The organism is Gordonia sp. G4, from assembly GCF_057770005.1.
Window position 1 is genome coordinate 788234 of record NZ_CM173442.1, and the last position, 17335, is coordinate 805568.

The following is a 17335-nucleotide window of genomic DNA, read 5'->3' on the forward strand; positions in this document are numbered from 1 at the left end:
GGTCGATCGCACCTCACCTTACGCAGGCGGCGGCACGTCGGGCCGCTGACGTACCGTTGCGACGGTGACGATCTACCACTCCTACGAACCGTCGCAGGGCCATCGGCTGTCGCACGACCCGGTCAACGCGATCGTCGCGCCGCGACCCATCGGCTGGATCTCCACCGTGACCGCCGACGGGGTTCGCAACCTCGCGCCCTACAGTTTCTTCAACCTGTTCAACTACACCCCGCCGATCGTCGGCTTCGCCAGCGTCGGTTACAAGGACACCGTCGCCAACGCGAGGGAGTCCGGAGAGTTCGTGTGGAACCTCGCCACCGACGATCTCGGCGAACAGATGAACGCCACCTCGGCGGCGATCCCTGCCGGTGAGGACGAGTTCGAGGCCGCGGGACTCACCCCGCTGGCCTCCGACCTCGTGGCCGCGCCGCGGGTTGCCGAGAGCCCGGTCGGTTTCGAGTGCCGCGTCACCCAGTCGTTCCAGTTGCGCACGGCCGCAGACGAACTCGTCGACACCTGGATGGTCCTGGGCGAGGTCGTCAAGATCCACATCGCGACCGGCCTGCTGCGCGAGGACCAGACCTTCGACACGGCCGGGGCACGACCCCTCCTGCGAGCCGGCGGGCAGGGCGACTACTTCCTGCCCAGCGACGACCATCACCGATTCATGAAGCGACCGAGACCCGCCACGCGCTGACCACCCGGTCGACGGGTGTGCCTCACACCGCGCGGCGGATCTCCGCGTCGCCCGGCATCCCGGTCCGGGCGCCGACGGCGCCGACCGACAGCGACGCCGCCGCGACACCCCGCTTCGCCGCCTCGAGGACCGTCGAACCGGCGGCGAGCGACGCCGCGAACACGCCGTTGAAGGTGTCACCCGCTCCGGTCGTGTCGACGACCTCGTCGACGTGCCCGGCGGGGAGGGTGAGCACGTCGCCGGACGGATTCGCGATCAGCACACCCTCGGCACCGAGGGTCACGAGTACGGGTGCACCCGTACGTGAGGCCACCGCCACTGCCCGCTCGGCCGCCGGCACCTCCGGGGCGTCCCGACCGTCGTCGATCAACGCGTGCAGGTCACGAAGTTCCGACGAGTTGGGCGTGAACACCGGCGCCGACCCCATGAGGTCGACCATCGACGCCGGCACGGGGGCAGGATTGACCACGCATCGGAGACCCCGCTCGGCCGCCGTCGTGACCGCCGCGTCGACGGCGTCGACCGGGATCTCGGTGCTGACGAGCACACACCCGGCCCAGCCGGCCGCCCGCCGAACCGCAGTACGGACGACGTCCGCGGTCAGCAGGCCATTCGCACCGGCGCCCACCGCGATCTGGTTCTCGCCGCGAGGGTCGACGACGATGAGCGCCATACCGGTGGACACATCCTCGAGCACGGCCACGTCGGTGACGTCGACGCCCTCGTCCCGTAGTTCGTCGAGTGCGCCCGCACCCATGTCGTCGGAACCCACTGCGCCGCAGTAACGCACCTCGGCACCCGCACGCGCCGCGGCGACGGCGGCGTTCGCGCCCTTCCCGCCGCCGTGCCGAGTCACCGTCGGACCGACGACCGTCTCACCGGGACCCGGCAATCGGTCGGTCTCCACGACGAGATCGACGTTGACGGCGCCGACGACGAGAAGCCCGGTCGCTCGATCGTGGGAAGTCATCGTGGCTCCGAACGCGTCAGCGCATCCGGCGTCCAGTCCGGCCAGTCGGGCATGCCCGCGACCATACCGTCGACGTACCGCGCGACGATGCGCGTGGTCGGTCGCTCGTTGGCGTACACGGTTGCCTGCTCGCTACGGAGGATGGCCGTGCGGACGAGCGGCCACAGGCGCCGGAACCGCTCGCGGATCTTGACCTCCGGGACCGCGTGCCCACCGCTGTCGACGCGCAACCGGACGCGATGGACCGCGAGATCCTCGGGGATCATCACGACGTGGAGCACCACTCGGTAGCCGGCGGCGTGCGCACGTTCGATGAGTTCCAGTTTGGATGGATGCGAAAAGACCGTCTCGGCGATGAACGAGGTGCCGGTCTCGATGAGGTTGTCCCGGGTGGCCGCCGCCAACCGGGCGGCGTCGTAGGAATGCGCTTCCGCGGCGTCGGGCCACCTCTGCCGGGCGATCAGGTCGGCGTTCACGAAGGGCGTGTGCAGCAAGGGCTGCAGATGATGCTCGACCAGCGTCGACTTCCCCGCGCCATCACACCCGACGACCAGGTCGAGCCGCGGTGTCACCGGCCGAGGATGACCGTCGTCCCGTCGGGACGGTGTTCGACTAGCCGTCCGTCGTCATCGACGACGACCGAGGAGAACCCCTCCGATGCACGACGAACCACGTGGTCGTCGGTGGCGAGTCGCGCTTCGAGGTGCGCGTCGATCTCGGCGTCGTAGACGACGGCTTCCTCGGCGGTCAACACCTCTCCCGGCAAGTCGCCCGCCAGCGCGGCCTCGACCCGCCGACGCGACGCGGTGGTGCGCTGCGAGACGCTGCGGCCGAGACGGGCCCAGTGTTCGAGTTGCTGCCGCGCCGACCGCTGCTCGCGCGCGCCCTCCCGGGCGGCATCGGTCACCAATGCGGCAGACAGCCGGGTCACCTTGTCCGTACCGGTGCTCATCGCAGACCTCCCGCGCATGTGTAGCAGAGTGCTACATCGCATCAGCATACGCCGACGAACCCGTCGACGATCGTTGTCGGACGACCGCCGACGGGCGCCGGTGCTCTCAGCCGGTCTTGCGCGTCACCGCGTCGACGCCGCATCCCGCTTCGGCAACACCCATCCCGGACGCGGGAAGTGGCAGGTGTAGCCGTTCGGGAAGTTGAGCAGGTAGTCCTGGTGCTCGGGCTCGGCCTCCCAGAACGGGCCCAGCTCCTCGATCGTCGTGACCGCCTTGCCGGGCCACAGTCCCGACGCGTCGACGTCGGCGATGGTGTCCCGGGCGACCTGCTCCTGCTCCGGTGTCACCGGGAAGATCGCCGAGCGGTAGCTCGTGCCGACATCGTTCCCCTGCCGGTTGCGCGTCGAAGGGTCGTGGATCTGGAAGAAGAACGCGAGGATGTCGCGATACGTCGTCTGCGTCGGGTCGAACACGATCTCCACGGCTTCGGCATGCCCGGGGTGGTTGCGGTAGGTGGCGTGGTCGTTCTGCCCGCCCGTGTAACCGACCCGGGTGCCCAGAACTCCGGGCTGCTTGCGGATCAGGTCTTCCATGCCCCAGAAGCATCCGCCCGCGAGGACCGCGGTCTCGGTGCCGGGACGGACGGTGATCTGGCCGGTGTCGGTCGTCATGCGTTCTCCTCGTGTGTGTCGGTGGTGCGGGAATCGGCGCTGTTCGTGCCGGTGAACAGGACGGCGTACTCGCCGTACCCCTCGGCCTCGAGCTCGGCGGCCGGGATGAACCGCAGCGAGGCCGAGTTCATGCAGTATCGCTGGCCTCCCGCGTCGCGGGGCCCGTCGTCGAAGAGGTGTCCCAGGTGGCTGTCGGCTCCCGCGGACCGCACTTCGACACGCCGCATGAACAGGCTCCGATCGACCTTCGTCGCCACGGCGTCCGGATCGATGGGCCGGGTGAAGCTCGGCCATCCGGTCCCGCTGTCGAACTTGTCGGTCGACGAGAACAGGGGCTGTCCCGACACGACGTCGACGTAGATGCCGGGCTCGTGGTTGTCCCAGTACTCGTTGTCGAAGGCGCGCTCGGTGCCGTCACGCTGGGTGACGCGGTACTGGACGTCGGTGAGGCGGCTCAACGCCTCGGGGGTCTTGCGGTAGGTGTTGCTCACGTTCTCCTCCTGCCGACGCGCTCCGGCTCCGTCGATCGACGGTGCATCGGAGGCGTCACCGTGCACAACACCACGACGCTCGGATTTGGTCCCGTGACCCCTGCATAGGATCGATGCACACGCGAATCTCAGGAAGGGCCCATGACGACCAGCCACGACGACCGCACCGCTCGATTCACCCACTCCGAGTCCGTTCGCATCGCCGCCACGCCGCAGCAGGTGTGGGATCTGGTGACCGACATCGGTCGCACCGGCGAGTGGAGCCCGATCTGCAAGGCGTGCTGGTGGGCGGAACCGGCGACCGGGCCCGAGGTCGGCGCCTACTTCCACGGCCGCAACGAGACCCCCGACCGCGTGTGGGAGACGCGATCGCTGGTCGTCGTCGCGGAGGTACCCCGCGAGTTCGCGTGGATGGTGAACGAGAACGCGGTGCGCTGGTCGTACACGATCACACCCGACGGCGACGGGACGACGCTGACCGAGTCGTGGGCCGTGCAACCCGGCGGCTTCGAGCTGTTCGCGCAGCGGTACGGCGACGATGCGGACACCCAACTCGAGCAGCGCCGCGACGCCGCGCTGTCGGGCATCCCGGTCACCCTCGCCGCGATCAAGGAGATCGCCGAGCGCGGGTGATGCCGGTGCGTCCTGGGGCGCGCGGGTCCGCGCACCCCAGGAAGCCGGACGCTAGGAGCTGACCACCTCGGAATCCTGCTTGCCCCACGCCGGCGACTTCTCGATGGCGCCGATGATCTGGGGCCGGAGTTCCTCGGCCTGGATGACCGCATCGACCGAACCGACCTCGACGGCGCGGCGGATGCTGTGCACCGAGTCGAACTCCGCGGCGATCTCGCTGATCTTCTCCGCGCGCACTGACTGGCGCAGGTCGGCCAGTTCGGCGTTGAGCCGCGAGCGCTCGGGGCCGGTGGCCTGCGCGGTCTCGGCCTCCAGTTCACGCACCCGCGCGTCGGCGCCGACCCGCTTGGCCACGTCGCCGGCGAAGACCACCGCGGCCGCGGGGGCACCACCGAGCACCGACGCGAACGAACCGTCGATCGCGAGCACGGTCATGTTGGGGTTCAACGCCTTCGAGAACACCACGAACGCTCCGCCGTGATACCGCGAGATCACGCAGAACACGATGGGGCCCTCGAAGTTGACGATGGCGCGACCGATCTCCGCGCCGTACTCCAGCTGGAGCTTGCGCAGCGACTCCGGCGACCCGTCGAACCCGGAGAGGTTCGCGAGCACCACGAGCGGTCGGTTGCCGCTCGCCACGTTGATCGCGCGCGCCGCCTTCTTCGACGACTGCGGGAACAGCGTGCCGGCCGTGTAGGTGTCGGGGCCGTCGGTCGGCGTGTAACCGCGGCGCTGCACCTCGCGTGACTCAATGCCCAACAGGCACACCGGGATTCCGCCCATGTGCAGGTCGCAGACGACCGCGGTCTCCGCGTCGGCCATACCCGCCCAGCGCTCCAGGACCGGATGATCCTGGTCGGCGACGGCCCGGATGACCGTGCGGATGTCGAACGGCTTCTTGCGGTCCGGGTTGTAGGCCGTCGAGAAGATCTGCCCGACCGTGGTGAAATCACTGCCCGCCAAGACGTGTGGGTAGTCGGAGATGTCGCGGTCGACGGGGTCGCTCGTGATCGCCCGACGCGGCGTCTGCTCGCCCGGCGCCACGTACGTGTGATCGTAGTGGGCCATCAGGAGATCGCGGGCGGCGCCGAGGTTCGGCGCCCAGTACTGCGCCTGACCGTTGGGCCCCATCACGCGGTCGTAGCCGCCGATGCCGAAGTTGTCCTCGGCCGACACACCGCCGGAGAAGTCGAGCGACTGCTTGCCGGTGAGCACCATCGCCGATTCCGGGGTCATCACCAGAACACCCTTGGTGTGCATGAGCATCGTCGCCTCGGCGTTCCAGTACGGCTGCCCGCCGACGTTGATGCCGGCCACGACGATGTTGATCTCGCCACCCGCCTGGGTGAACTCGACGATCCGCTTCAGCGCGCGGGCGATCCAGTCCATGTTCTCCGTACCGGAATCCATGGAGATCCGCGCGCCCGAGGACAGTGCGTACCACTCGAGCGGGACCTGCATCTGCTCGGCGAGGTCGAGGGCGGCGACCAGCCGACTGCACTCCGGTTCCGCAAGCGCGCCCAGCGATTTCGTCGGGTCGCCGAGCAGGACCACGCGGGTCACGCCCCGCGGGTACTTCTCGGTGGGCGTGGTGACCACACCGGCGACGATCGCGGCCGAGTTGCGGCCCTTGGGACGGTCGACCTGCACGAGACGCTGCTCGGCGTCGAGGTCGTACTCGGTGAAATCGCCCAGGATCGCTGCCAGTTCGTACGGGTAGACGGTGTTGCGCTTCGCTGCGCGCAGCACCTTCTGGCGGTACTCGTCGACCGGTTCGATCGGCTCGTCGGTCGGGTCGAGGACCCGGACGTCGAATCCACCGGTGGGGTTGACGGAGAAGTGGACCGAGACCTTGCTCAGCTCGCCGGTGTCGCGGTCACGGCGACGCGCGATGAGCTGGACCTCTTCGAGACCGACTCCCTGTGTCGTGCCGCGGATGTGGTCGGCGATCAGGTCGAGGATGTCGGCGTCGACGTCGATCGGCGGCCACACGTACATGATGATCCGGTTGGCGCTCGACAGGTTGGTCGAACCGCGCTGCGCACGCCGGATCGAGTCGACGCACGACGCGAGCGCGGCTTCGGCGGTCGGCAGCGTCAGCAGCCGGCCGTCCTGCTCGCGCAACGCGGTCAGGTCGCGGACCTGGGCGAAGGCGACGAGCCGGCGGTCCGACGGGTTTTCCCTTGCGACACAACGGAAGAGGTAGACCTCCTCGTCGTCCGACGACGGCAACCTGGTGAGGTCGAACTTGCGCAGGCGTTCCATCTGCATGCGCTGCGCGATGTAGGGGTGCAGACCACGGATCAGGCGCTCCTCGGCCATACCGGTCGCCGACGGCCGGAACGTGACGTGGTGATGCATTCGCGCGTCGGCGCTGCCGGCGACCGTGATGGTGACCCGATGCACCTGCGGCGGAAGCGAACTGGTGGCGACGATGTCGTGCAGCGTCCCGGCGAGGACATCGAAGTCGTCGGGTTGCTGCTCCCACGCGAGATAGATGTCGGCATCGACGGCGGCGGTGTCGCGGGCGAGTTCGCCGAGTCCACCGATGGTCGCGGGCAGGGCGTCGAAGCCCACCGCGGCCGACGCGACGTTCCCGGCGTCGCGCTCGGCGACGACGAAGGTCGCGCCACCGGCCTGGCGGATCCGGATGTCGGCGAGACCCCGGTTGCCGTAGTAACGCCGGGTCAGCACCTCGAGCATGACCGTGTTGTCGGCGTGCCGTTCGATGCGCTGGCCGAGCAGCCGGACGAGCGGCTCGGTGCTGCGCACCATGTCGTCGATACGGCTCGTGCGGTCGGCGGCATCGGGGTTCTCGTCGAGATACTTCAGCTGCTTGCGCACGTTGCTGTAGACGCGTGCGCGGTCGCGCAGCAGGAGCGGCTGGCCGTACCAGGCGTAGATGACACCACGCGCGAGGTCGGCGACCGCCGGGAAGCGAACCTGGGTGGCGGCGACGAGGCGGTCGAGGGCGGTGCCCACCGCCTCGCGCAGTTCGTCGCGGGGCGTCGGCTCGTCGAGCCACTCGAGCAGCAGCGCGCTGATCATCGAGGCCGAGTCGTTGGGGTTCTGCAGCGCGAGGAAGATGCGGAACACCCCGGCTTCGAGTTCGGGGGTGCGGTCGAGATCGGTGACGCCGTAGTGACCGAGCGCGCGGCCCAGCTGGTCGTGGAACGCCGCCGGGAGTCCGTCCCGCTCCACGTCGAGGCTCTGCAGGTAGGTGTGGAAGTTCTCGCGTGCGCTGTGTACGTGCTCGACGCCGACCTCCTGACTCGATGGCCGGTTCTGGCTCAGTTCGGCGAGGTCGGCGAACACGGTGACCAGTTCGAGCTCGTCGGCCAGCGGACGGCGGCCGCTGTCGATCGCCGCCCGTCGCACGGAGAGATATTCGTCGAGCAGGCGTGTCCGGTCGTTGGGGTCGACGTCGAAGCCGAGGAGCTGACTACGGAGGTCCTCCTGGCTGCGCGTGGTGCGTTCGGTGGGATCGAGCTGGGGATCCTCCGGCAACTCGAGGTCGATGCTGGTACCCACCTCTTCGACGACCTCGTCCTCGTCGTCGGCGAGCGGCTCGAGCCGCATCAGGGTGGCCCCGGTCTCGACCTGGGTGCCGACCGACACCGCACATTCCTTGACCCGCGAGCGCACCGGTGCGCGCAGCACCGTTTCCATCTTCATGCTCTCCAGGACCAGGATCGGGGCGCCGGCCTCGACCTCGTCACCGGCCTGCAGTGGCGTGGCGACGACCAGTGCGGGCGCGGGCGACCGCACCACGCCGCCCTCGTCACGGCTGACGCGATGGGTGACGCCGTCGACGTCGACGAGGTGGACGGGCCCGTGGGTGTCGGTGACCAGGCGGTAGCGGACCCGGTTCACGATGAGCTGCGCGGCGTGGTCGTCGAAGCGCTCGAGGTCGACATCGACGGTGCGGGTCTCCCCCGGCGCCTCGACGGTGACACGGAATCGGTGTGCCCCGATGGCGGCGACCCGGACGCGGTAGGCGACGCCGCGGAGCTTCAGGTCCAGGGGTCGACCGCTCTCGTGCTGAACCTGCGGACGACCACCCGAGGCGGTCGACATCAGGCGCTGCCGCTCGACGAGTTCTTCCTCCTCGTAGGCGTCGATCGCCGCGGCGATCAGCGCGATCGCGGAGTGCCGGTTGGCGACGAGGCCACCGTCGGCGCGCACGCGGTCGATCCAGCCGGTGTCCGCGCTGCCGTCGATCACCTCGGGCTGGTCGAGCAGTTCGAGCACGAAACTCTTGTTGGTCGCGCCGCCGGCGATGATCACGCGGGTCTCGCGGATGGCCCGACGCAGCCGGCCGAGCGCCTCGTCGCGGTCGCGGCCGTAGGCGATGATCTTGGCGATCATCGAGTCGAAGTCGGCGGGGATGGTGTCACCCTCGCTGACGCCGGTGTCGACGCGGATGCCCGGTCCGGCGGGCAGCTCGAGCAGGTCGATGCGGCCCGGGGCGGGGGCGAAGTCACGGTCTGGATCCTCGGCGTTGAGGCGGGCCTCGATGGCGTGGCCGCGCTCGCTCGGCGGCTCGCCTTCGAGGCGTCCACCGGACGCCACGTGCAGCTGCGCGCGCACCAGGTCGAAGCCGGTGGTCGCCTCGGTGATCGGGTGCTCCACCTGCAGACGGGTGTTGACCTCGAGGAACGCCAGCAGGTTCTCGCCCGGGTGGTAGAGGAACTCGACGGTGGCCGCGCCGCGGTAACCGACGGCGATGGCGAGCCGCTCCGCCGAGGCCTTGAGCTCGGCGACCCGGTCGGCGGGCAGGACCGGCGACGCCGATTCCTCGATGATCTTCTGGTTGCGTCGCTGGACCGAGCAGTCGCGCACGCCCAGTGCCCAGGCGGTGCCCTGACCGTCGGCGATCACCTGGACCTCGACGTGCCGTGCGCCGGTCACGAGCCGTTCCAGGAACACCACACCACTGCCGAAGGCGCGCTCGGCCTCCTCGCGGGTGCGGGTGTAGGCGTCCCGCAGGTCGGCGTCGTTGGTGACCTTGCGGATGCCGCGGCCACCGCCGCCGGCGGTCGCCTTCAGCATCAACGGGTAGCCGATCTGGCCGGCCGCGGCCACTGCCTCGTCCAGGGTGTCCACCCCGCCACGGCTCCACGCCGCCACCGGCACGCCGACCTCCTCGGCGATCAGCTTGGCGCCGATCTTGTCGCCGAGTTTGCGCATCGCCTCGGCCGACGGCCCGACGAAGGTGACGCCGATCCGGTCGCACAGTTCGGCGAACAGCGGGTCCTCGGCCACGAATCCCCAGCCGACCCACGCCGCGTCGGCACCGGTTTCCAGCAGCGCGTGCTCCAGCACCTTCATGTTCAGGTACGGGCGCGACGCCGCGGGTCCCAGGTCGTAGGCGACGTCCGCCTCGCGCACGAACGTGGCGTTGCGATCCACGTCGGTGTGCAGTGCGATGACCTCGATGGGCTGCCGGGTCTCCTCCGACAGGCCCCGAACGGCGTGGATGAGCCGCATCGCGGCCTCACCTCGGTTCACGATGGCGATACGAGAAAACAACACCGGCTCCATTCACGTCGTCGTCGTGCGGTTGAAGGTCCGCAGGTACGGTACAGCGCGGCGACCCAGCTCAGTGGCGATCCGGGACGCGCGAGGTGGTTCGACGGTGTGATTCTTACGAGTCAAATCGCTACGCGCGAGTACGGCGCGTCGGAGGGTGGTCGAAATGGCGGTATTCGGACCCAGGCGGGCGGGGTCGCCACCGGAAGGCCACTGGTCACGATCGACGACATGGTGATCGCAGCGACATGCCAACCGCTGGCCGCGAGCCCATCGAAGAACGTTCCCGAAGCGCCGTCGGGATCGGCGTCGAAGATCGGTGGGTCATAACGCCGTGCGAACTCGAGAATCTCCGCGGTGTCGACGGTATGGGTGTCGGTGACGAAGGTGGCGCCTTCGGCGATGTCGTCGAGCCAGAGCCCGTCCGGAGCGATCGGCCGTGGGCTGTTCATGAGTAGTTCCAATCCGTGCAGTGTGGTCGACGATCATGCTCCAGAGCGGCGGAAGACGACGATCGCGGCGGCGAAGGCCCGTTTCTGCGTGTGGACGAACTCGGTGACCTCGGGCATCGCCGAGGCTGCTTTCACGGCCGTGTTGTCGAACGGGCATCCGCGCAGCCGGCCGTCGCCCGGTTCCGGAATCGTGACCAGTCGCATCAGTCGTTCGCGCGGCCCGTCGGCCAGCTCTTCTGACGGTCGACAACCATTTCACGCAGGTATGCCAGGTACCGCTCCACCGAGGTAGCTTTGCTCGGAAAGTACTTGTACAGCGTCCTTTTCGATACTCCCGCCTCAGACGCGATCAACTCGACACCCGTGGCGTTGATGCCCTCCACGTAGAAGAGCCCGCCCTGGGCGCAGACCGGGAATGGCGGATCGGCTCAAGACACCCTCGGCTGGGCATTCGCACGCATCCAAGCCAACCGCGCCTATCTAGGAACCTCCACCGGAAAACGCTCCCCCCGAGGCCCTGTGTACACCAAGCTATCCCACGATGTTGGCGGCAAAAGCCAGATGAAACTCCTCATCGACCCAAAGAACAGATTCGGAGAGAAGCTGGTGCAGAGTCCACAACCCTGCCAGGCTCGGCACGCTCGTACACGATGTCTCTCACTGCTAGCCCGAAATCGGCCTATCTGACGAGCACGAACTTGCCGAAGGACCTCCCGGCCTCGAGCTGACGGTGGGCTTCGGCGGCGTCGGCGAGCGGAAACGTACACGCCACCGGCGGCGGTGCCACGTGACGATCGGCAACCATGTCGAGCAGACCCCGGAAATCCTCCGGACCGCCCATCGTGGTGCCCAGCAGGCTGAACTGTCCGAAATAGAACGGACGCACGTTCAGTTGCGCTGTCTCGGCGACGTTTGCACCGAGGACTACGAGCCGCCCTCCTGGCCTCAGAGCTTCCAGCGACCTTTCCCACAACCCCACCGGATCGAGAATGACGTCGAACCCGGCGCCGTTAGGCGAAAGCGCTCGCGCCCGCTGGGGCCAATCGTCTGCGATATGGAGAACTCCGGACTCAGCGCCGGCCTCTTTCGCCCTGTCGATCTTGGCCGCGGATGAGCCGGCAACGACAACGTGTACGTCCATCGCAGCTGCGAGTTGGACAGCCATGGTCGCCACACCGCCTCCGGCGCCGACTACGAGGAGCGACTCGCCCGAAGCGAGACGCGCCCGCGTGAGAAGCGCTCGGTAACAGGTGACTCCGACCAGCGGAAGCGAAGCAGCTTGTTCCCACGAGTGGCCTGGCGGCTTAGGCGCCAGCGACTCTTCAGGAACACTAACCAGCTCGGCGTAAGTCCCCGGCGTCATGTCACCAAGAATCTCCCACTCGGGTCCCGGAGCCTCGCGCCTGTCTCCCCAGAACAGAGATGGGAGGACGAGCACCTCTTCTCCGGTGTCAGTGCGGATCCCAGCCCCGTCGGCGCCGGGTATGTGAGGAAGCTTCGAATGATACTTGCCTTGCCGAACCAGCACGTCATGCCAATTGAGCGCGCTTGCGCGTAGCTGTACATCCACCCAGCCCGGCCTGGGGGCGGGTGGCGGCACGTCGCGGACAGAGAGCACCTCCGGTCCGCCGAAGTTGTCGAGAACTACTGCTCGCACCTTCTATCCTCTCACTCTCGCCGACTAGCGGAAATCAGGCATGGTCTGTCAGCCCGACTCGATCAGTCTTCGAGTTTTTCGCGAAGCACGAACTTCTGGATCTTTCCTGTCGCGGTCATGGGTAGCGCGTCGAGAAGCACGATTCGTTCAGGCAGCTTCTGTGTCGCGATCTTGCGATCTTCACGTAAGAACCGTGTGACCTCTTCCAGGTCGATCGACGTGCCCGGCGCTGGTACCACGAATGCACACGCGCGCTCGCCCAGTCGCTCATCGGGGAACCCCACGAGCGCGGCACTGGCGACGTTCGGGTGCGCGACGAGATGGTCTTCAATCTCACGAGCCGAGATGTTGGTGCCGCCTCGGATAATCAGATCTTTTATACAGTAGTGCCCCATAGGGTGGTGTAACTCGGTGGCCGAGATCGCCTGCAGCTACGTGTTGTACACGGATGTAGAGCGGCCACCGTGTGATCCTTCGAGTCAACCGTCTAAAGAATCCTCGAGGAGTCATCACGATGACCGCACCCCATATTGTCGACCCTGCAGGCCTACTTGGCCAAGCCCTATCCGACGCATCACCGGATCTGATGCGCGAGCTGCTGCAGACCATGATCAACGCCCTGCTGTCCGCCGACGCCGACAGCGTGTGCGGCGCCGAGTGGAACGCCCGCACCGCCGAGCGCACCAACCGGCGCAACGGCTACCGGCACCGGCCCCTGGACACCCGCGTCGGCACCGTCGACGTCGCGGTGCCGAAGCTGCGCTCGGGCAGCTACTTCCCCGAATGGCTGCTCGAGCGCCGCAAGCGGGCCGAGTCCGCGCTGATCACCGTCGTGGCGGACTGCTACCTGGCCGGGGTATCCACCCGCCGGATGGACAAGCTGGTCAAGACCCTGGGCATCGACTCACTGTCAAAGTCGCAGGTTTCACGCATGGCCGCCGACCTGGACGAGCAGGTGGCCGCGTTCCGGCACCGCCGCCTGGACGATGCCGGCCCGTTCACGTTCGTCACCGCCGATGCGTTGACGATCAAGGTCCGCGAGAACAACCAGGTCGTCAAGGCGTCCGTCCTGCTGGCCACCGGGGTCAATGGCGACGGGCACCGCGAGGTCCTCGGGATGCAGGTCGCCACCAGTGAGACCAAGGCCTCGTGGAACACTTTCTTCGCCGACCTGGTGGCCCGCGGACTGGGCGGGGTGCGGCTGGTGACCTCCGATGCCCACGCCGGGCTCGTGGACGCGATCGCGGCGAACCTGCCCGGTGCAGCGTGGCAGCGGTGCCGCACCCACTACGCGGCGAACCTCATGGGCGTGTGCCCCAAGTCCATGTGGCCGGCCGTGAAAGCGATGCTGCACAGCGTGTATGACCAACCCACGGCCACCGCGGTGAACGAGCAGTTCGATCGGCTGTTGGAGTACACCGAAGGCAGGCTGCCCGACGTTGCTGACCACCTTGGCGATGCCCGCGAAGACCTGCTGGCCTTCACCGTGTTCCCCGACGACGTATGGCGCCAGATCTGGTCCAACAACCCCACCGAACGGCTCAACAGGGAGATCCGCCGCCGCACCGACGTCGTGGGCATCTTCCCCAACCGGGACGCCATCGTCCGCCTCATCGGGGCGGTCCTGGCCGAGCAGACCGACGAATGGGCCGAAGGACGCCGCTACCTCGGACTCGAAGTCCTGAGCCGCTGCCGCCTCACACTGACCACCGACACCGGCACCAGCTCGACCACGGAGGTGAGCACCGATGAACTGATGCAACTACCCGCCTGATCACCAACGAAGGATCAAAAACCAGTTACACCACTACCAGGGGCTTGACCCTTTTATACGCCCAGTTACGCGTAGGTATCCGTCATTGTCGATGCGACCCAGATCGCCTGAACGTTTCATCCCTCGGCCGTCGATGTCGCGATCCGTCAGCTCCGGGTTATGCCAGTACCCGAGCATCAATCCCGGTCCGCCGTGACAGATTTCGCCCTCTTCGCCGACCCCCACCGGACTTCCGTCCGCATCCCTCAGTTCCAGCCACACCCCGGGAGACGCCTTCCCGTCGGAACCGACTACCTTCTCCGGTGGATCGGACGGTGAACAGGCCGTGATGATGAAGCCTTCGCTACATCCGTACAGCGGCAGAAGAGACGTGGACGGAAGCTTCGCACGCCACTCGCGCAGCAGCACTTCCGGTATCGGCGCCCCGGCACATACCCACGTGCGCAGACTCGAGACGTCTGAGTCCGTTGCGGCGAGCGCATCCAGTGCCATACGAACGAAGGGCGTGGCGGTCATACTCAATGTGCAGCGGTACTCAGCGATGCGACGCAATCCATCCATGGGCTCCCAAACCGGCATCAGGTGAGCCGAAGCACCCAGCACGATCGGGCCCGTGACCCCCGTCATCAACCCTGTCGCGTGGGTCACCGGCGAGGGCTGGAACATGACCTCCCCCGGTTTCATGCCCATGATGTCTCGGCACAAGTTGTAGAGACTGAAAGAGATCGTGTTGAAGGTGTGCTGACATCCCTTGGGACGCGACTCGGTGCCGGACGTGTAGATGATCGCGTGAGTGTCATCTGCGTTGGGGACAGGCCCCAGGTCGTCGTTCTCAGGCGCCGGACCGTCTCCGATGAGGCGCTCCAAGGTCTCACCTTCGAATCCCTCGTCTGCTCGGACAACGATCACAGCCTCGAGATCGGGGCACCGCTGCTTGATCTCTGCGTGCATCTGCACGAAGTCGAATCCGCGGAACTGATGGGCCACTATGGCAATCCGGGCCCCGGAGTGGTTGACAATGAACTCCACCTCGTCGTGGCGATAGATCGGCATTGTGGGAACCAGGACTGCGCCGATCCGGGCAAGCGCCACATATACGACAGCGAACTCGACCCAGTTGGGAAGCTGGACCTGGACTCGATCCCCGGCCCGTATGCCCCTGCCTCGCAGAGCCGCTGCGAGCCGAAGCCCGTCCTTTTGCAACTTTGCCCATGTGACACTCGCGTCCCCGTCGGAGAAGGCGACGATGTCGGGTTGCGTCCCCGCCCAGTGAGATACCCGCTCGAAAAGGCTCTCGTTGCGCCACTCCCCGCGTTCTACGAACCCGGCTAGCTGCTCGGCGGAATATCGGTCGTCTGGACGGGGCTCCGACACGCTCCGTGTAGGCATAAGAACTCCTAGATCAAAATGTACTTGGACCTGACTGCCATCGAGGGGATGGTGTCGCGAACTGCCGATGGGACACGGTTGAAATGCCAGTCCCCCAGCGGGGAGGTGACGTGCTCGAGCGACGCCACCTCCCGCCGCCGTGAGGTAGATAGACCTCCCTTATCTCATGCGGCTGAGATTCCACCGTTGACGCTGATCGCCTGACCGGTGAGCTTCGAAGCGGAAGGCGTACAGAGAAACGCAGCCAGCGCTCCAATGTCATCCGCGGTTGCGACGCCGAGGTGGGCCTGCGCGGCCGCGCGAGCGAAGAGCTTTCCGCTGAATCCACCCTCTGTAATACGAGCTGTCGATGCCGTGCCGGTCACCAGCGACGGGGTCAGCGCATTGGCACGAATCCCGTGGCGCTTCTCCTCGATGGCCAACGTCCGCGTGAACATCACGATTGCCGCCTTGGCAGCACCGATGACCGATTCGCCCGGTGTCGCAGTCTTGGCCGCGTCCGACGCCACGTTGATGATGACGCCCGTTTTCTGTTCGCGCATAGCCGGCAGAACAGCGGCTGCCATGAACATCGACGGCAGCGCCAAATCGTTGAGAATAGAGCTGATATCTTGTGGTGCAATGTCTTTGAAGAGTTCGGGCCGCGTGTCAGCAGCTGTGGTTGTCATCAGGATGTCGATACCACCCAGGCGGTCAACCGCCTGAGCAGCGATGCTCGCCGCACCGGCAGCCGTTCGAGCGTCGCCGGCGATGTACAGAGCTTCGATGCCGCGTTCGCTCAGCACCTGCTGAGCCTGCCTCCCGCGCTCTTCGGTCCGCCCAACGAGTGCGATCCTGCGAACTCCCGCATCTGCCATCGCGCATGCACTACTGAAACCGATTCCCGCCGTCCCGCCAACGATCAGAGCAGCACTGTCCGCGGTCGGCTTGACGAGAACGTCCCCGCTCACAGGTTCACCGTGCCACGGCGGAAGACGTCGCCGGCGATGATTCGCTTCTGAATCTCGGAAGTGCCGTCCGCGATCAGGTACGCAGTAACATCTCGATATCGCTGCTGAAGGGGAAATTCGGCGGCGTAACCCAGATTTCCGTGAATGCGCATCGCTGCCTCGATCGCGTCCTTCGCCACCAAGGGCGGCCACCACTTGCCCATGGACGCGAGTGCGGTGTGGGGCTGCCCGGTCGCACGCAGCCACAGTGCCCTGTAGCAGATCCACCGGGCTGCTTCGAGAAGCGTTGTGTGTTCGGCGATGAGAAATGAGATTCCCTGATACTCGGTAAGCGGTTTGCCGAAGGTCTCTCTGTCCTTCGCATACTGAACCGCTTCGTCAAGGCTTCGCTGTGCCGCTCCCAAGCACAGCAAGCCCAACGCTGCACGGCTGAAGTCGAAGTGGCTCATCACCGAGTGGAAGCCCCTCCCCTCCTCCCCGACAAGATGGTCATCGGGCACAAACACGTCGTCGAGATGAATCGAACCCCACCCGAGGGGGAGGCAGCCCATCCCGAGCATGTGATGCGCCGTCACACCGGTGGAGTCCATCGGTACGACGAAGCAGCTGATACCGGTCGACCTGCTCGTCCCGGGAGTCCTCGCGTAGACGAGCGAGGCGCTGGCATTCATAGCCCAGGTGATCGCGGTCTTCTCACCGTTGAGTACCCAGCCCCCGTCGACCTTCGTCGCGGTTGTACGTAGTGCGCTCGCATCCGAGCCTGAACCAGGTTCAGTCAATGCGATCGCGACCGTCTCTTCACCCCTAATGAGAGAGGGTAGGTAACGCTCCTGTACAGCACGATCGCAGTGCAGAAACTGCGAGCCCACGAGGCCGATCTGAACCGGGGCGGAGGCCACGTTGACGTCCCCGGCGGCGAGCACCTCGGTCGCAAGGCCGAGCAGCACGGGATCATCATCGCCTGTGCCTCCGAATTCCTCTGGCAACCCAATTCCCAGGACGCCGAGATCACCCAGTTGCTTGAACGCCTCGAACGGAAAGTCGGTCGAAGCCGCGCGATCGCGGTAGTTGGGCAGAAGCTCCCGCGCGGCGAAAGCCTTCAGACTTTCCGCGAACTCAACGTGCTCGGGCTCGAATGCAAACGAGACCATCAGATACTCCAC

General features: G+C 66.8%; 17 protein-coding genes. 3 read left to right on the forward strand and 14 right to left on the reverse strand.

The genetic code is table 11. The annotated features are described in order from the left end of the window. The first annotated feature begins 64 nt into the window (after positions 1-64). Positions 65-697, forward strand: coding sequence for a flavin reductase family protein (locus AC3B5T_RS03295; protein WP_010842697.1), 633 nt, complete (start codon positions 65-67; stop codon positions 695-697). A 22-nt stretch (positions 698-719) separates the two neighbouring features. Here AC3B5T_RS03295 and AC3B5T_RS03300 read toward each other — a convergent pair whose 3' ends face one another. The 5 genes from AC3B5T_RS03300 to msrB all read right to left on the reverse strand — a co-directional run bounded on the left by AC3B5T_RS03300 (position 720) and on the right by msrB (position 3782). Beyond that, positions 720-1667, reverse strand: a complete 948-nt coding sequence (locus tag AC3B5T_RS03300) for a PfkB family carbohydrate kinase (protein ID WP_488358245.1) — start codon at positions 1665-1667, stop codon at positions 720-722. Then, positions 1664-2239 (reverse strand): ATPase, encoded by a 576-nt coding sequence (locus AC3B5T_RS03305; protein ID WP_488358246.1) that lies wholly within the window; start codon positions 2237-2239, stop codon positions 1664-1666. The genes AC3B5T_RS03300 and AC3B5T_RS03305 overlap by 4 nt, the downstream gene beginning before the upstream one ends. Continuing rightward, on the reverse strand, positions 2236-2619 hold the full coding sequence (locus AC3B5T_RS03310) for a TA system antitoxin ParD family protein (RefSeq protein ID WP_010842694.1): 384 nt from the start codon (positions 2617-2619) through the stop codon (positions 2236-2238). The genes AC3B5T_RS03305 and AC3B5T_RS03310 overlap by 4 nt, the downstream gene beginning before the upstream one ends. Positions 2620-2742: 123 nt before the next feature. Beyond that, entirely contained in the window at positions 2743-3291 is a 549-nt protein-coding gene (msrA, locus tag AC3B5T_RS03315) for a peptide-methionine (S)-S-oxide reductase MsrA (protein WP_488358247.1), read from the reverse strand. Next, positions 3288-3782, reverse strand: a complete 495-nt coding sequence (gene msrB / locus AC3B5T_RS03320; RefSeq protein WP_035717389.1) for a peptide-methionine (R)-S-oxide reductase MsrB — start codon at positions 3780-3782, stop codon at positions 3288-3290. The genes msrA and msrB overlap by 4 nt, the downstream gene beginning before the upstream one ends. Before the next feature lie 141 nt (positions 3783-3923). Here msrB and AC3B5T_RS03325 point away from each other — a divergent pair, with 141 nt between their 5' ends. Next, a complete protein-coding gene (locus AC3B5T_RS03325; RefSeq protein ID WP_488358248.1) occupies positions 3924-4415 on the forward strand; it encodes an SRPBCC family protein in 492 nt (163 codons plus the stop codon). 51 nt (positions 4416-4466) lie between these two features. On the opposite strand, the gene AC3B5T_RS03330 is transcribed toward AC3B5T_RS03325, so the two are convergent. The 6 genes from AC3B5T_RS03330 to AC3B5T_RS03355 all read right to left on the reverse strand — a co-directional run bounded on the left by AC3B5T_RS03330 (position 4467) and on the right by AC3B5T_RS03355 (position 12454). Then, positions 4467-9962, reverse strand: coding sequence for an ATP-binding protein (locus AC3B5T_RS03330; RefSeq protein WP_488358249.1), 5496 nt, complete (start codon positions 9960-9962; stop codon positions 4467-4469). Positions 9963-10072: 110 nt separating this feature from the next. Then, entirely contained in the window at positions 10073-10402 is a 330-nt protein-coding gene (locus tag AC3B5T_RS03335; RefSeq protein WP_488358250.1) for a hotdog family protein, read from the reverse strand. A 33-nt stretch (positions 10403-10435) separates the two neighbouring features. Beyond that, positions 10436-10606, reverse strand: coding sequence for a hypothetical protein (locus tag AC3B5T_RS03340; RefSeq protein ID WP_197282723.1), 171 nt, complete (start codon positions 10604-10606; stop codon positions 10436-10438). Then, on the reverse strand, positions 10606-10785 hold the full coding sequence (locus tag AC3B5T_RS03345; protein WP_197282724.1) for a helix-turn-helix domain-containing protein: 180 nt from the start codon (positions 10783-10785) through the stop codon (positions 10606-10608). Before AC3B5T_RS03345 ends, AC3B5T_RS03340 begins: the two co-directional genes overlap by 1 nt. Positions 10786-11081: 296 nt before the next feature. Further along, positions 11082-12059: a quinone oxidoreductase family protein gene (locus tag AC3B5T_RS03350; RefSeq protein WP_055474510.1), complete on the reverse strand. Its 978-nt coding sequence runs from the start codon at positions 12057-12059 to the stop codon at positions 11082-11084. Between the two features lie 62 nt (positions 12060-12121). Then, positions 12122-12454, reverse strand: coding sequence for an AMP-binding enzyme (locus AC3B5T_RS03355; protein ID WP_488358251.1), 333 nt, complete (start codon positions 12452-12454; stop codon positions 12122-12124). Positions 12455-12573: 119 nt separating this feature from the next. Here AC3B5T_RS03355 and AC3B5T_RS03360 point away from each other — a divergent pair, with 119 nt between their 5' ends. Further along, entirely contained in the window at positions 12574-13833 is a 1260-nt protein-coding gene (locus AC3B5T_RS03360; protein WP_205334498.1) for an IS256 family transposase, read from the forward strand. A gap of 33 nt (positions 13834-13866) precedes the next feature. Here the strand turns inward: AC3B5T_RS03360 and AC3B5T_RS03365 are convergent, their stop codons facing one another. The 3 genes from AC3B5T_RS03365 to AC3B5T_RS03375 all read right to left on the reverse strand — a co-directional run bounded on the left by AC3B5T_RS03365 (position 13867) and on the right by AC3B5T_RS03375 (position 17335). Continuing rightward, positions 13867-15222, reverse strand: a complete 1356-nt coding sequence (locus AC3B5T_RS03365; RefSeq protein WP_488358252.1) for an AMP-binding protein — start codon at positions 15220-15222, stop codon at positions 13867-13869. A gap of 164 nt (positions 15223-15386) precedes the next feature. Continuing rightward, the gene (locus tag AC3B5T_RS03370; protein ID WP_055474512.1) at positions 15387-16172 is read right to left on the reverse strand and encodes an SDR family NAD(P)-dependent oxidoreductase; all 786 of its coding nucleotides are present in this window, start codon (positions 16170-16172) and stop codon (positions 15387-15389) included. Continuing rightward, positions 16169-17335 carry an acyl-CoA dehydrogenase family protein gene (locus AC3B5T_RS03375; RefSeq protein WP_488358253.1) on the reverse strand — a complete coding sequence of 389 codons (1167 nt, stop codon included), beginning with the start codon at positions 17333-17335 and terminating at the stop codon, positions 16169-16171. The genes AC3B5T_RS03370 and AC3B5T_RS03375 overlap by 4 nt, the downstream gene beginning before the upstream one ends.